This is a genomic window from Paraburkholderia sp. RL17-373-BIF-A, assembly GCF_046030175.1.
GTDB lineage: Bacteria > Pseudomonadota > Gammaproteobacteria > Burkholderiales > Burkholderiaceae > Paraburkholderia.
In genome coordinates, this window is the sequence record NZ_JARESO010000005.1 from 123,892 (window position 1) to 138,983 (window position 15,092).

General features: G+C 62.1%; 12 protein-coding genes, 1 tRNA gene and 1 pseudogene. 6 read left to right on the top strand and 8 right to left on the bottom strand.

From position 1 onward, the window contains the following. Positions 1-16: 16 nt before the first annotated feature. Positions 17-1,978, bottom strand: a complete 1,962-nt coding sequence (locus tag P0D80_RS08015; RefSeq protein WP_408282666.1) for an extracellular solute-binding protein — start codon at positions 1,976-1,978, stop codon at positions 17-19. A gap of 131 nt (positions 1,979-2,109) precedes the next feature. On the opposite strand from P0D80_RS08015, the gene fabI reads away from it, so the two are divergent. Beyond that, positions 2,110-2,901, top strand: coding sequence for an enoyl-ACP reductase FabI (gene fabI / locus P0D80_RS08020; RefSeq protein ID WP_408282668.1), 792 nt, complete (start codon positions 2,110-2,112; stop codon positions 2,899-2,901). 145 nt (positions 2,902-3,046) lie between these two features. Here fabI and P0D80_RS08025 read toward each other — a convergent pair whose 3' ends face one another. Beyond that, positions 3,047-3,394 (bottom strand): hypothetical protein, encoded by a 348-nt coding sequence (locus tag P0D80_RS08025; protein ID WP_408175910.1) that lies wholly within the window; start codon positions 3,392-3,394, stop codon positions 3,047-3,049. Positions 3,395-4,056: 662 nt separating this feature from the next. On the opposite strand from P0D80_RS08025, the pseudogene P0D80_RS08030 reads away from it, so the two are divergent. Both P0D80_RS08030 and P0D80_RS08035 read left to right on the top strand, forming a co-directional pair. Beyond that, a pseudogene (locus P0D80_RS08030) lies at positions 4,057-4,407 on the top strand (porin); the annotation flags it as partial. Between the two features lie 292 nt (positions 4,408-4,699). After that, positions 4,700-5,611: an amidohydrolase family protein gene (locus P0D80_RS08035; RefSeq protein ID WP_408282669.1), complete on the top strand. Its 912-nt coding sequence runs from the start codon at positions 4,700-4,702 to the stop codon at positions 5,609-5,611. A gap of 158 nt (positions 5,612-5,769) precedes the next feature. Here P0D80_RS08035 and P0D80_RS08040 read toward each other — a convergent pair. The 6 genes from P0D80_RS08040 to cysS form a co-directional block, all read right to left on the bottom strand. Beyond that, positions 5,770-5,863, bottom strand: a tRNA-Ser gene (locus P0D80_RS08040). Between the two features lie 181 nt (positions 5,864-6,044). Next, positions 6,045-7,295, bottom strand: coding sequence for an aspartate kinase (locus tag P0D80_RS08045; RefSeq protein WP_132373884.1), 1,251 nt, complete (start codon positions 7,293-7,295; stop codon positions 6,045-6,047). 384 nt (positions 7,296-7,679) lie between these two features. Continuing rightward, positions 7,680-9,116 (bottom strand): tRNA lysidine(34) synthetase TilS, encoded by a 1,437-nt coding sequence (gene tilS / locus P0D80_RS08050; protein ID WP_408282671.1) that lies wholly within the window; start codon positions 9,114-9,116, stop codon positions 7,680-7,682. A 48-nt stretch (positions 9,117-9,164) separates the two neighbouring features. Further along, positions 9,165-10,136: an acetyl-CoA carboxylase carboxyltransferase subunit alpha gene (locus tag P0D80_RS08055; protein ID WP_007181378.1), complete on the bottom strand. Its 972-nt coding sequence runs from the start codon at positions 10,134-10,136 to the stop codon at positions 9,165-9,167. A gap of 124 nt (positions 10,137-10,260) precedes the next feature. After that, positions 10,261-11,307 (bottom strand): DNA-3-methyladenine glycosylase family protein, encoded by a 1,047-nt coding sequence (locus tag P0D80_RS08060; protein ID WP_408282673.1) that lies wholly within the window; start codon positions 11,305-11,307, stop codon positions 10,261-10,263. 47 nt (positions 11,308-11,354) lie between these two features. Next, positions 11,355-12,752 carry a cysteine--tRNA ligase gene (cysS, locus tag P0D80_RS08065; protein ID WP_408282674.1) on the bottom strand — a complete coding sequence of 466 codons (1,398 nt, stop codon included), beginning with the start codon at positions 12,750-12,752 and terminating at the stop codon, positions 11,355-11,357. A gap of 231 nt (positions 12,753-12,983) precedes the next feature. Between cysS and P0D80_RS08070 the strand changes: the two genes are divergently transcribed. The 3 genes from P0D80_RS08070 (at position 12,984) to P0D80_RS08080 (ending at position 15,062) form a co-directional block, all read left to right on the top strand. Further along, the gene (locus tag P0D80_RS08070; RefSeq protein WP_408282675.1) at positions 12,984-13,784 is read left to right on the top strand and encodes a tetratricopeptide repeat protein; all 801 of its coding nucleotides are present in this window, start codon (positions 12,984-12,986) and stop codon (positions 13,782-13,784) included. 50 nt (positions 13,785-13,834) lie between these two features. Further along, the gene (locus P0D80_RS08075) at positions 13,835-14,416 is read left to right on the top strand and encodes a peptidylprolyl isomerase (protein ID WP_408282677.1); all 582 of its coding nucleotides are present in this window, start codon (positions 13,835-13,837) and stop codon (positions 14,414-14,416) included. 151 nt (positions 14,417-14,567) lie between these two features. Further along, positions 14,568-15,062, top strand: coding sequence for a peptidylprolyl isomerase (locus P0D80_RS08080; protein WP_074764298.1), 495 nt, complete (start codon positions 14,568-14,570; stop codon positions 15,060-15,062). The last annotated feature ends 30 nt before the right edge of the window (positions 15,063-15,092 follow it).

Below are 15,092 nucleotides of genomic sequence, written 5' to 3' on the forward strand. Positions count from 1 at the left end.
TGACGCGTTAGCGCGGTTAAGGTTGCGCTTGCGGCTGCGATTGCGACTGTGGCTGCGCGAACCACCACATCGACGTGATCCAGCCTTCCGCCGAATAGTACAGGGGCAGCGTTTTCGGCCATGCAAGGCCGCGCTTGAACGCCACCCGATGCGTCGCGCTGTACCAATGCGGCACGACATAGTAGCCATGCATCAACACACGGTCGAGCGCGTGCGTGGCGTCGACCAGTTGCTCGCGCGTCTGCGCATGCACGAGCGCGTTCAGGATCGCATCCACCACGGGCGACTTCAGCCCGATCATGTTATCGGAACCCTGCGTATCGGCGGCCTTGCTGCCGAATCGTTCGATCTGCTCGGAACCGGGCACCTGCACGTCCGGCATGCGGATGGTGGTGGTGTCGAAATCGAATGCGTCTAGCCGCTTCTGATAGACCGCGAAATCCGACACGCGAAACGTGGCCTGGATGCCCAGCTTCTGCAGATTGCGGATGAAGGTCGCGACGATCGGCTCCATCTGCGCGGACGAGCCGGAGTCGTCGAGAATCTCGAAGCGGAACGGCTCGCCCTTGGCGTTGCGCAAGGCGCCGTCGCGGTAGGTCCAGCCGGCCTCCTGCAAGAGCGCGCGCGCCTCCAGCAGGTTGGCGCGCAGCGAGCCGGGAGGATCGGTATCCGGCTGTTTCGGTGGCGGACCGAACACGGCCGGGTCGAGCTTCGCGCGCCACGGCTCGAGCAAGGCCAACTCACCCGGCGAAGGCAGACCCTTCGCCTGCAAATCGGTGTTGGCGAAGAAACTGTCGATACGCGTGTACTGATTGAAGAACAACTGCCGATTGAGCCACTGAAAGTCGAGCGCAAGATCGAGCGCCTTGCGCACGCGCACGTCCTGAAACAACGGCCGCCGCGTGTTCAGCATGAAGCCCTGCATGCCGGTGCCGTTATGTTGCGCAAACACCTGCTTGATCAGCTCGCCGCTATCGAATTTCTTGCCGACATCACGCCGCACCCAGTTGCGCGCGACGTATTCGACCAGGGCGTCGTACTCGCCGGCCTTGAACGCCTCCAGCCGCGCCGTGCTATCCGAATACAGCTTGTAGACGACGCGATCGAAGTTATACATGCCGACGCGCACCGGCAGCGCCGCGCCCCAGTAATTCGGGTCGCGCCGGTACGTAATCGTGCGGCCGTTGTCGTATTGCTCGATCAGATAAGGTCCGCTGCCGATCGGCTTTTCGAACGCGAGCTGGTCGAACGGAATGCGGCTGCCGTCCGGCTTCATTCCCCACTTGCGCGAGAACACCGGTATGCCGCCCGCAAGCAACGGCAGCTCGCGATTGCGCTGATGAAACTCGAAGCGGATCGTATGCGGATCGATCACCACCGCGCGCGTGATCTCGCCGAAGATCGAGGCGAATTGCGGCGCGGCCTGCGGGCTTTTCAGCGTGTCGAGCGAGAACTTGACGTCGTCGGCGGTGACCGGATCGCCGTTCGAAAACCGCGCGCGCGGATTGATGTGGAAGGTCACCGACAGTCCATCCGGCGCGATGTTGATGTCGTCGGCGAGCAGCCCGTAAGCGGACGCCACTTCGTCGCTGCTGCCGGTGGTAAGGCTTTCGAACATCAGGTCCACACCCGGCGCCGTATTGCCGCGCAGCGTGAAGGGATTGAATTTGTCGAAGCTGGTGAGGCGGCTCGGATTGGCCAGCACCAGCGTGCCGCCCTTCGGCGCGTCCGGATTGACGTAGTCGAAGTGCTTGAATTCCGCCGGATATTTCGGCTCACCGTATTGCGCGATCGCATAGACCGCGTGCGCCCGCGGCGCCACGAGAAGACCAGCCACGGCCAGCACGCCGCACATCAGCGCGGCGCAAGCAGAGCGCCATGAACGCGGCGCAATCGCGAGGCCGGCACGCAAGGGTCTGTGAATCACGCTGCACCGGAGTGCACGAGGCGTTGGAACCCGTCGCGAGCCAGTTGTCATGGGGGCCTTGTTGGTCAGTGGGCAATTGCAGTGTGAGAGAATTCTACCCAATAAACCCGCGCGATCCGCACGTCTGCTGCGCACACTGTCGCCGTGCGCGGCGCGGCGCGCCGATCCGATCAGGAGATTTCATGGGCTTCCTCGCTGGTAAACGTATCCTGCTGACTGGCCTGCTGTCGAACCGTTCGATTGCCTACGGCATCGCGCAAGCCTGCAAGCGCGAAGGCGCCGAGCTGGCGTTCACCTATGTCGGCGAGCGCTTCAAGGACCGCATCACCGAGTTCGCCAACGAGTTCGGCAGCGATCTGGTGTTCCCCTGCGACGTCGCCGACGACGCGCAGATCGACGCCCTCTTCGTCTCGCTCAAGCAACGCTGGGTCGGCCTCGACGGTCTCGTTCACTCGATCGGCTTTGCGCCGCGCGAAGCGATTGCCGGCGATTTTCTCGACGGCATGACGCGCGAAAATTTCCGCATCGCGCACGACATCTCCGCGTACAGCTTCCCGGCGCTCGCCAAAGCCGCGCAATCCATGTTCACGCCGGACGCGTCACTGCTCACGCTGAGCTACCTGGGCGCCGAGCGCGCGATTCCGAACTACAACACCATGGGTCTCGCCAAAGCTTCACTCGAAGCCAGCGTGCGTTATCTGGCGGTCTCGCTCGGCGCAAAAGGCGTGCGCGTCAATGGTGTTTCGGCGGGCCCGATCAAGACGCTGGCCGCGAGCGGCATCAAGGGCTTCGGCAAGATTCTCGAATTCGTGGAACAGAACGCGCCGCTCAAGCGCAACGTGACGATCGAACAGGTCGGCAATACGGCGGCGTTCCTGCTGTCGGATCTGGCGGCCGGCGTGACGGCGGAAATCGTGCACGTCGATAGCGGCTTTAGCGCGGTGGTGGGTGGCATGGCTGCCGTGGCGGATTGAACAACACGCCTTGCGCGTGAGCGCGTGGCGCTTTGTGTGCGCCACTGCATTTTGCTGGCTTATTGCAGAAGCCCAACAAAAAAACCGCCTTTTTCAGGCGGTTTTTCTTTGATGCCGCGATTCGATCAACCGCGGGTCTGGATGCTTAGTGCCAGCCGCGATGATTGTCGTAGTGGTCGCGACCGTAGTTGTAATGCCCCGGGGGATGATGACGATACCAGTCATCGCGCGCCCAGTAGCGGCGTCCGTCCCAGTAGCGGTCGCCATGCCAGCCGACCACGATCGCCGGGCCGCCGTAGTACACGGGTGCCGGTTGATAGACGACCGGCGGCGGGGGCGGAGGCGGCGGTGCATAAACCGGTGCCGGCGCGACGTAGACCGGCGCGGGAATGCCGATGTTGACACCAACACTGAGACCGCCGGCCATTGCGGCACCCGACGCACCCAGCGCGAAAACCCCGATCAAAAGTGGAACAAGACGAGCGGACTTCATCGATCACCCTTTGGAAGAATGTGTTGTTGGCGGAAATATAGCGCAAGGCGCCGCTGCGCGTATTTCAAGTTTGTAATAACTGATGCATAACATCGCGTGCGTGGCCGGCCGGTTACGTCTCGTTACATTGGACATGGTTTTGGTGAAGAAGCGGTGGCGTTGTAACCAGAGCGCGGCGCAATGCAAGGCGGCTCTGCTCGCCGCACGTTCATGCAGCGGGGCATTCGGCCGACGGCGATATGCGCAGCCAGGCACGCATGGCATTTGTCATTTCCAGTGCGGACAATATCTGTAGGATGTCGAAGCATTATTTATTCATGCGTCTGCCCTGCCTCGGCGCAGAAACGCTCTCGCTCGATTTGGATTGAATCGAATGCGACCTGCTTCGAGGCGCCAGTCGATCCGGCTCATACGGCGACGCTCGTTTAAGGCATAGCACGCCGCCGCCACAGCGGACTCACGCAGCCATCTGCCATTTGTGTCGCGCAGGCGAAACGAACTGCGAAAATTTAAAGGTGACCGGTCGTCCGATCTCTAGTCGGCCACCTAATGTTGAAACGCCCGATATCATTGAAATTCACCAGAAAATCGACAAAATTGAACGGTTTTGCCTAGAGTGTCTCACACGCATACCAGTGATACGATGACTGACACCAAATGCCAATAGTTCGCTGTTCGCCAGCGAAACCGTGCTCAACACGTACGGCGTGATTTCGACATATCGCATCACGCCCGCTGTGATAGTCGGCGCCGGGTACAGCAACGCGTGCGCGAGCAAGGCGAACGGCATGAGCGACCCGGCGCGCTATCACTAGATCTCGCTGGAGCAGACCTACAACCGCTCTACGCCCACTACGTTGTACGCGCTGAAGGCGTAACAGCTCGCACGCGGCAAGACGCTGATCGCGGCGGGCGGCGCCACGAGCATTACCGATGCGGTGGCGGTGGTGGGCGACTCGCAGAATACGACGTCGCCGTCGTCGGGGCCCTCGCAGTTTGTTGGGATGGTGGGGCGCAGCACGCATTTCGAGTGCGGCTTGCAGCGGCGATTGACGAACGGCAGACCCGCGCACGAAATCGGCCGCGAGAGCACGCCGTGGGACTTCGCGGGTTCCAGCTAACCCACGCTCAGTGATCCGGCGAAGCCAGCCATTCAGACAACGTTCGCTGCTTCTCAACACGCCAACAGCAAGGCGACGACAACCTGCCATCTGCCTCCTCACAGGACGCCGAACCGACTCATGCTAACCTCGCCGGACAAGCACTGCGCTTCAGTGCTGGCTCTCGCGTACGGAGACCTGGACGATGGACTGCGCCGCCCTGCCGATCCTTGATTGTCACCAACACTTCTACGACGCTGGGCGCTTCCATTACCCCGTGTTCGCGACGCGCAGCGAAGGCTTCGAAGCCCTCGTTGGTGACTACAGTGCGCTCCCCCGCATGTACTTACCCGACGACTACGCGCGCGACACGAGCGCGTTGAATGTCGTCGGCACAGTCTGGGCCGAGTTCATTTCGACCGATCCGGTGGGCGAAACCTGCTGGGCGCAGGACCTTGCGAACACCACAGGACGCCCGGACGGCATCATCGCTTTGGTCGATTTTTCGAGTCCCGATCTGCCGGGCACGCTGGACGCGTATGCATCAGCAAATCGGATCCGTTGCGTTCGTCAGCATCTGGGTTGGCACCCGGCGAACCCGCTGCTTCGCTATGCAACGGCGCCGGGCCTCACGTCGGACGCGGCATGGCGACGCGGACTCGCTTCGCTGCGCGGGCGCAATCTGATCTGCGAAATCGAGATATTCGCCCCGCAACTTCCCGAACTCGCATCGCTCGCGACTGCGTTTCCAGACATTCAGTTCGTGCTGCCTGTGCTGGGCTGGCCGCTCGATCTGACTAGCGAAGGCCAGGCGGCGTGGCGACGTGGAATGACGTTGGTCGGCGCGTGTCCCAATGTGGCTGTCAAAATTTTTGGGCTGGAATGCATCTTCGGCATTCATTGGACGGTCGCTCAGGTTCGCCCTTGGATACTGCAAGCCATCGAGGTTTTTGGGCCTGACCGCTGCATGTTCGCGAGTCATATGCCGATCAGCAAGCTGTCTTGCACATTCGAACAGCTTTATCGCGCGTACTTCGAGGTGATTGCAGAGTTCAGTGTTTCGGAACAGCGAAGACTGCTGCATGACACAGCAGTTCGGATTTACAAGCTGAGCTAAACGTTAACTTGGAGGACCGAATTGAGTGCGTGATTGCACATACGGTCACGAATGAGATTGAGCGACAGCAGGCCGTCACTGTACCAATCCACTCGAACTGCAACGCCCAAAAACAAAACCCCGCAGAGCCTAGACTCTGCGGGGTTTGCCACCATCACTGGCGGAGACGGAGGGATTCGAACCCTCGATCCAGGTTTTGGCCCAGATGCTCCCTTAGCAGGGGAGTGCCTTCGACCTCTCGGCCACGTCTCCCAAACTTTCGGTCGCGCAGGGAGTCAGCGCGACGAAGCCAAGATAATAGCGGGCCGAACCGCGAAGGTCAATGTCTCGCGAACATTTTTTGTGCCAGTTTCGTCACCGGCGACGCAATTTATTCACCTCGGCCGCGCAAAACAAACGGAGCGCTCTTGTCCACCCCGTTGTTCGAAGCAAATTACGCTTGATCCAGTTCGAACGCTTTATGCAGCGCGCGCACGGCGAGCTCCATGTACTTCTCGTCGATCAGCACCGAGATCTTGATTTCGGAGGTCGAGATCATCTGAATGTTGATGCCCTCTTCCGACAGCGTGCGGAACATCGTGCTCGCGATACCGACGTGCGAACGCATGCCGACGCCGACCACCGAGACCTTCGACACCTTCGGATCGCCCAGCACCTGCTCGGCCTGCACGTGGCCCTTCACCTGGGTCGTGAGGATGTCCATGGCGCGCTGATAATCGCCGCGGCCGACCGTAAACGTGAACGCCGTTTTGCCTTCCACGCTCTGGTTCTGGATGATCATGTCGACGTCGATATTCGCGTCCGCCACCGGGCCGAGAATCTGATACGCGATGCCCGGCTTGTCGGGCACACCCATCACGGCAATGCGAGCTTCGTCGCGCTGAAACGCGATGCCCGAGATGACTGCTTTTTCCATGGTCTCATCTTCTTCAAAAGTAATCAGGGTGCCCGACTTCATTTCAGCGTCGAGCGGTATCAGCGGATCGGTCAAGCTCGACAACACACGTGTCTTCACCTGATATTTGCCGGCGAATTCCACCGAGCGGATCTGCAGCACCTTCGAACCCAGGCTTGCCATTTCCAGCATTTCTTCGAACGTCACGCGATCGAGCCGGCGCGCCTCTTCGACCACGCGCGGGTCGGTCGTGTAGACCCCGTCGACGTCCGTGTAAATCAGGCACTCATCGGCTTTCAACGCAGCCGCGACCGCGACCGCCGACGTATCCGAACCGCCACGGCCGAGCGTAGTGATATTGCCGTCAGGATCGATGCCCTGGAAGCCTGTGATCACCACCACCTTGCCTGCGTCGAGATCGCGCAGCACGCGCTCGCCGTCGATTTCGCTGATGCGCGCTTTCGTGAACGCGCTATCCGTTTTGACCGGCACTTGCCAGCCGGCGTAGCTGACCGCTTCGACGCCGGCTTCCTGCAGCGCGATAGCCAACAAACCCGAGCTGACCTGCTCGCCCGTGGCGGCGATCATGTCGAGTTCGCGCGGGTTCGGCTGACCCGTGATTTCTTTCGCGAGACCGAGCAAGCGGTTGGTTTCGCCGGACATCGCCGACGGCACGACGACCATCTTGTGGCCAGCCTTGTGCCATTTCGCGACGCGCTTGGCGACGTTCTTGATGCGCTCGACCGAGCCCATCGAGGTGCCGCCGTATTTATGTACGATGAGTGCCATTGTCGTTCTGAACTGGAGGAGAAACCGCGCTGGCGCGCTGGAGACGACCGCACAAAAGCACAGGCGCGCAACGTCTTGTGAACGACGGCAGAGTGTGTGGCGGCGTAAATGCAGCACGCGTGCAGCACGCGCGGATTTGCCCGGGAATGATCGCTGATGGCTTACCGGAAACGACGGATCACGATCGAAAACCGACTAATTCAACAAAAGCGACGGCGAAATCGGGTCGGGCAAACAAGTAAACGTACCCGATCGAGGGCAAAAAGACAAGCCGGAAAGGCTATTCGAATGCGCCAAATAAGGGCTGCAAAGGCCTGTTTCATGCGGATTTGCGCCCTATTTCCGGATTCACCGCCCGGCTAATCCAGGTGTCCGACCGGCCGGTCAGCCGATCAGCAGATCCTCGCGCCAGACGATTCTGACGCGCGATTCGGCCTCGTCGACCTGTTCCGGCAACGCTGCGCGATTGACGCCGAGCAGAGGCACGAACAGCAGATCGTCGCCGACGTAAAGCAGCGGCACGTCGCGCTTCCACGCGGGAACCCCGCGCTCCTGGAACAGATTTTTCAGCGTGCGGCTCGGTGCATTGCGCGCTTCGCTCGTGCGCATCCGCTCGCCGCCGCTGCGCGATCGCGCGCTCAACACGGCGCGCCGTAGAACGCTCGCGGGAATCGTGTCGGAGTCGCCGGCCGCAACGTCTGCGTCGGCGAATACGAAAGTGCCGCGCCATTGCCGCAAACGCCAGATCGACTCGCCTTGCCACGCGAGTTCGCTGATCGCGCGAGCGGCGAGCGCGGTTTCGTCGGCGGGCTCGTTGCTGTCGCCCGCTTCCCAATAGACGAGGCCGCGATAGCTGCGCAACGCATGTCCCGCGTGATCGATACGCAGACCGTGGCCCTCGCCCGCCGCGCCAATCTCACGTAGCTGACGCAGTGCATCGCCGAGACGCGCGCTCGATGCGGCGACGAAACCCGACGTGCGCATCCAGTAACGCATCAGGTTGAGCGCGCGATCGTCGTCGAACGCGAGCAATGCATCGTGCGATAGAGCACGCCCTTCGTCGCGTGAAGCGGATTCCATATCGATGCGCGCCAGCGCGTCGAGCAAACGCTGCGCAGACGCCGCGTGCGCCGCCGTGCGCGCGAGCGCGTCGCGAAACCCTGGAAAGTGGACGGCCAACGCCGGCGTCACCTCGTGGCGCAATGCATTGCGTGCGTAGCGTGTATCGGCGTTCGACTCGTCGTCGATCGATTGCAACGCACGCTCGCCCGCGTATTGCTCGAGTTGCGCGCGCAGCAGATGAAGCAAAGGCCGCACGCGCGTCACTGACGCACCCGCCGGCAAATACTCAGGCGCCATCGCGGCAAGACCCGCGAGACCCGCGCCACGCAGCAATTGCAACAGCACGGTTTCCGCCTGATCGTCCGCATGCTGCGCGAGCCACAACGTGGCGACATCGCGCGATGCGCACATGTCGTCCAGCGCGCGATAACGCGCGGCGCGCGCGGCGGCCTCGACACTCACGCCCGCGTCACGCGACACCTCGACGCGCTCTGCCGCGAACTCGACGCCACGCTCCCGCGCAAACGCCTCGCAGTGCGCGAGCCACGCATCGGCATGCGCGCTCAGCCCATGATGCACATGCAGCGCGAGACAACGCGACGCGCCCGCGACACGCACCGCGGCATCGAGCAGCACACTCGAATCCACGCCGCCACTCAACGCAATCGCAATACGCGCGTCAGCGGGCAGCGTAGACAACGAAAAGCCGACGGCCTCGAGAACGAGGCGGTCGGCGGGCGTTTCGGCGGTGGGAATCACGTCACTCGCGCGCTGGGCGCTGCAGGACGAAAGAGAACGCGCGCGGGCTTACGCACCCGGCGTCGTTTCCTTGAACTTGCCGTACGACATCAACCGTTCGAAACGGCGTTGACGCAGGTCGTTGATGCTCATGCCCTGGAACTGGCGCAGCGAATCGGCGAGCGCACGGCGCAACATGGCGGCCATGCCTTTCGGATCGCGATGCGCGCCACCCAACGGCTCGTTGACGATCTTGTCGATCAAACCGAGCGCCTTCAGACGATGCGCGGTCAGGCCGAGCGCTTCCGCGGCTTCCGGCGCTTTCGCGGCGCTCTTCCACAGAATGGAGGCGCAGCCTTCCGGCGAGATCACCGAATAGGTCGAGAATTGCAGCATCAGCACGCTGTCGCCGACGGCGATCGCCAGCGCGCCGCCCGAACCGCCCTCGCCGATGATCGTCGCGATCAGCGGCGTCTTCAGTTCGGCCATGACGTACAGATTTCGGCCGATCGCTTCCGACTGGCCGCGCTCTTCCGCGCCGATGCCCGGGTACGCGCCCGGCGTGTCGATGAACGTGAAAATCGGCAAGCCGAATTTTTCGGCGAGACGCATCAGACGTTCGGCCTTGCGATAGCCTTCCGGACGCGGCATGCCGAAGTTGCGCAGCGCGCGCTCCTTGGTGTCGCGGCCCTTCTGATGGCCGATCACCATGCACGCCTGGCCGTTGAAGCGCGCGAGGCCGCCGACGATCGACAGGTCATCCGCATAGTTGCGGTCGCCGTGCAGTTCATGGAAATCGGTGAACAGCTCGTTGACGTAGTCGAACGTGTACGGACGTTGCGGATGACGGGCGATTTGCGAAACCTGCCACGGCGTGAGGTTCGCGTACAGATCTTTGGTGAGCTGTTGACTCTTCTTGGACAGCCGCTCGATCTCTTCCGAAATATCGACGGCCGAATCGTCCTGCACGAAGCGCAATTCTTCGATCTTCGCTTCGAGTTCAGCGATCGGCTGTTCGAAATCCAGAAACGTGGTCTTCATTGTTTGTAATCCTTGGACTTACCGGCAGCGCGTATTCTAACCGCGCTCGCCGATGTCAAAACCATCTCGCAACTATCAATCTTTAACAATCGATAGCTTTTGAAATGGTCCCGTTTCTTCTTTTTCAGTAGTCGACCGGCAACGGATCAAGACTACGCCACATATACCAGGTGGCGACGGTGCGCCACGGCTCCCAGTTGGCGGCGACCTCGCGCGCTTCGCTGCGTGTGACCGGTTCGCCGCTGAAGTAGTTGACACTGATCGCACGGATCAGGCCCAGGTCGTCGAGCGGCAGCACGTCGGGGCGCGACAGGTTGAAGATCAGGAACATCTCCGCCGTCCAGCGGCCGATGCCGCGAATCTGCGTGAGTTCTGCGATCACCGCCTCGTCTTCCATCGACGTCCATTTACCGACGTGCAGCGCACCCGAAACGAAATGCTGCGCGAGATCGAGCACGTATTCGGCTTTGCGCTTGGACAACCCGCACGTGGTGAGCTTTTCCAGACCGAGCTTGATGAACTGCTGCGGCACCAGCTTCGGACAGGCGGCCTCGACTTTCGCCCAGGCGGCTTGCGCGGACGCGACCGAAATCTGCTGGCCGACCACCGAGCGCGCGAGCGTGACGAACGGATCGCCGCGGCTCAGCAGATGCACCGGACCGAACTTCGGAATCAGTTTCTTCAGAATGCGATCGCGCTTGACGAGGTCGGCACACGCCTTGTCCCAATAGGCCGGACGCGTGACTTCAGGCGTGAGGCCGCCGATCTGCACCGGCACCGCGACCTCGCTCGCGCTCGCCGCTTCGCCGCCCGCGGTTGCGGACGCGCGCGTCTTGCGCACGACTTCGCCTTCGTGCCCCTCGACCGTTACGCGGGCGAGCTCCTGCACGTCGCCGGCCAATTCAGCCGGCAAGGCGCCATTGCTCTTCAAACGCGGCGCCTTCGCGCGCTTCGCGAGAGGCGCATGCGCCGACGCGCCATTGAGCCCGCGCTTCACGGCGGTCTTTGTCGCTGCGCCCGCTGCGGTCTTGGCCGCCACCCCGGCTTTCGACGATGCTTTCCTTACCGCGCCGCCGCCCGTGCGAGCCGACGTGCGTGTCGACTTTGCCGCGGTTGCCGCGTTTGTTTGAGACGCGGCTCGTTTAGCCGGCGTCTTCGTGGCCGTTGCCATCCTGCCTCCTGCCTGGCGAGTCGATCAAAGGGTAAGTCGAGGTGCGCTCACACGCGCCGCCACTCGGTCAACCCGCCGGGTTTGTCTTCAAGTGCAACGCCGGCCTCGAGCAATTCGGCCCGGATCCGGTCTGCTGCCGCATAGTCCTTCGCCTGCTTGGCGGCCACGCGCGCCGCGATCTTCGCTTCGATCGCGGCGGGCTCGAGCGCGCCTTCGGCTGCTGCCCCCGCTGCCTGCTGCAGGTACGCACGCGGCTCGCGGCCGAGCAGTCCGATCACCGCGCCCAGCGAGCGCAACTGACGGGCCAGCGCGGGGTCGCGCGTGCGGTTCACTTCTGTTGCCAACTCGAACAACACCGACACTGCAACCGGTGTGTTGAAGTCGTCGTTCATTGCTGCCTGGAAACGCTGCGCATGCGCTTCGTTCCAGTCGAGCTCGGCGTCGTCCGGCGTGACGTCCTTCAGCGCGGTGTACAAACGCGCGAGGGCGTTGCGGGCGTCGTCGATATGCACGTCGCTGTAATTCAACGGCGAGCGGTAATGCGCGCGTGCGATGAAGAAACGCACGACCTCGGCATCGTACTGCGCCAATACTTCGCGGATCGTAAAGAAGTTGTTCAACGACTTCGACATCTTCTCATTGTCGATCTGTACGTAGCCGTTGTGCATCCAGAAATTGACGAACGTTTGACCGGTAGCGGCTTCACTTTGCGCTATTTCGTTTTCATGGTGCGGAAACTGCAGGTCCTGTCCGCCGCCGTGAATGTCGAAATGTTCGCCGAGCAACGTGCAGCCCATCGCCGAGCATTCGATATGCCAGCCGGGACGGCCGCGCCCATATTTCGAATCCCAGCCGGTGTCGGCGGGCTCTTCCGGCTTGGCCTGCTTCCACAGCACGAAGTCGAGCGGATCCTGCTTCGCGTCGTTCGCCGCGACGCGTTCGCCCGCGCGCAGATCTTCGAGCGACTTGCCCGAGAGCTTGCCGTAGTTCGCGAACTTGCGCACCGCATAGTTCACGTCGCCGTCAGTCGCCTGATAGGCGTAGCCGTTCGCTTCGAGCTGCTCGATCATGCCAAGCATCTGCGGAATGAAGTCCGTAGCGCGCGGTTCGATGTCGGGCCGCTGAATGCCGAGCGCGTCCGCGTCTTCATGCAGCGCCTTGATGAAGCGATCGGTCAGCGCTTTGATCGTTTCGCCGTTCTCCACTGCGCGCCGGATGATCTTGTCATCAATATCCGTGATATTGCGCACGTAGGTCACGTCGTAGCCGAGCGTGCGCAACCAGCGCTGCACGATGTCGAACACGACCATCACCCGCGCATGACCGACGTGACAATAGTCGTACACGGTCATCCCGCAGACGTACATTCGCACGACGCCTTCTTGCAGCGGCACGAAAGTTTGCTTGTCACGCGCGAGCGTGTTGTAGATGCGCAGTGATTCCATAGAGAACGGTGCGTGGGCCGAAAGAAATCCGCAATGTGTTTCATGCGCGCCGCGCCCCGCGAACAAATGGCGGGTGCGTCGCATACAGCAAAACCGGTGCACCTGGTGCGGCGGTCAGGCTGCGATCAAGGCGGAGACGACCACGAGTGGCGAAAAGACAGTTTGCGGTTCGACGGAACGCGCAGACCTTTTGTTAGAATGGGTCGGAGTATAACATCCAGACCTGAGCCTATGAAACCTTCAAGCGGCCGCGCGCGCAGCGCTGCGACCCTCGCCGCGGCGGCCTTCGGTGGCGTCGCGCGCGGCATGAGCGGCGGCGTCGCTCTCGGCGCCACGCGTGCCCTCACGTTGCGCGTCACCCTGGCTGTCGCCCTTGCCGCCGTGCCCGCCTCGGCCGCCTTCGCGCAGAAAGCCGCCACGCGGCCGCAGGGCCCCGCCGTGCGCGACAACACGCCGGAAATCGACGCGTCGATCGCGCAGAAAAACTGGGCGGCCTCGCTGACCCAGCTCGACGCGCGCATCGCCTCGAATCCACGCGACGCGCAAGCAAAGTTCAAGCGCGGCACGGTGCTCGCCCATCTGAATCGCGACGACGAAGCCATCGCCGCGTTCACCGAACTCACGCAGACGTACCCCGAGTTGCCCGAGCCCTATAACAACCTCGCCGCGCTTTATGCGAAGCAAGGCCATTATGCCGAAGCGCGCGCCGCGCTGGAAACCGCAACCAAGGTCAACCCGGGCTACAGCCTCGCGTACGAGAATCTCGGCGACCTGTATCTGCGCATGGCCAACGAGGCCTATCGCCGCGCACAGAGCCTCGGCAAGGTGAGCCCCACCACCACGCAGCGCCTCGCGGACATTCAGAAAGTCATCTCGCCGGTCAAGACCCCGACCCAGGCGAAGCAGTCCGCCGTCCCGGAAGACGACTACACCGCTCGCGCCACCTCGAACATGACGCAGACGCCGAGCTTCCAGTACGGCGGCGCGAACGGCTCGCTCGCCATGCCGCCGTACATGGCGCCGTCGAAGTAAAGCCCATTACGCTCTCGCGCAATACGTTTTTTCCAACCCTGAGGATCTTCATGAAATGGTTGATGTTGGCGCTCGGCAGCGCCGCCCTGATCGCAAACGCTCCCGCATTTGCCCAGTCCGGTTCGCAAGCCGCGCATCCGTCCGTCCTCTTCAAGACATCGGAAGGCGACATCCGCGTCGAGTTGTATCCTGAGAAAGCGCCGAAGACGGTCGCCAACTTCCTCGACTACGTGAAGTCCGGCCAGTACAGCGGCACGATTTTCCATCGCGTGATTCGCGGCTTCATGATTCAGGGCGGCGGCTATACGCAGAGCTTCGCGGAGAAGCCGACGCGCGCGCCGATTGCGCTCGAAAGCCGTAACGGTCTGAAGAACATGACGGGCACGCTCGCCATGGCGCGCACCAGCGATCCGAATTCGGCCACCGCGCAGTTCTTCATCAATACGGTGGACAATGCCGGCCTCGACTATCCGAATCCGGACGGCAACGGCTATGCGGTGTTCGGCAAGGTCACGAGCGGCATGGACGTCGTGAAGAAGATCGAAGGCACGCCCACTACCTCGCGCGGCCCGATGAGCGACGTGCCGCAAAAGCCGGTCGTGATCGAGTCGGCCACGGTCGTCGGCAAGTAATTGAAGCAAAGGCGAGCACTGAAAGCGCGCGCAAGACACCGCGCCCACGAGAAAAGCATCAGCGCTCAATCCACGCCCCGGCGCGGCCCGGCGTCAGTTCATGACGACTGGCCGCGCCTTTTACCCACCCTGTTCATCAAAGGATTCCATCATGGTTGAACTGCATACGAACCACGGCGTCATCAAACTCGAACTGGACGCTGAAAAGGCGCCGAAGTCGGTTGAGAACTTCCTCAACTACGTGAAGGCCGGCCACTACGACAACACGGTGTTCCACCGCGTGATCGACGGCTTCATGATCCAGGGCGGCGGCTTCGAACCCGGCATGAAGCAGAAGCCGACGGCCGAGCCGATCACCAACGAAGCGAACAACGGTCTGAAGAACGTGAACGGCTCGGTCGCCATGGCTCGCACGAACGACCCGCATTCGGCCACGGCACAATTCTTCATCAACGTGAACGACAACGACTTCCTGAACCATTCGTCGCCGACGCCGCAGGGCTGGGGCTACGCCGTGTTCGGCAAGGTCGTCGAAGGCTTGGACATCGTCGAGAAGATCAAGAAGGTCAAGACGGGTTCGAAGGGCTTCCATCAGGACGTGCCGGCGGACGACGTGGTGATCGAAAAGGCTGTGATCGTCGACTGAACGTGAACGAAGCGTCGACTCGTTCGAACT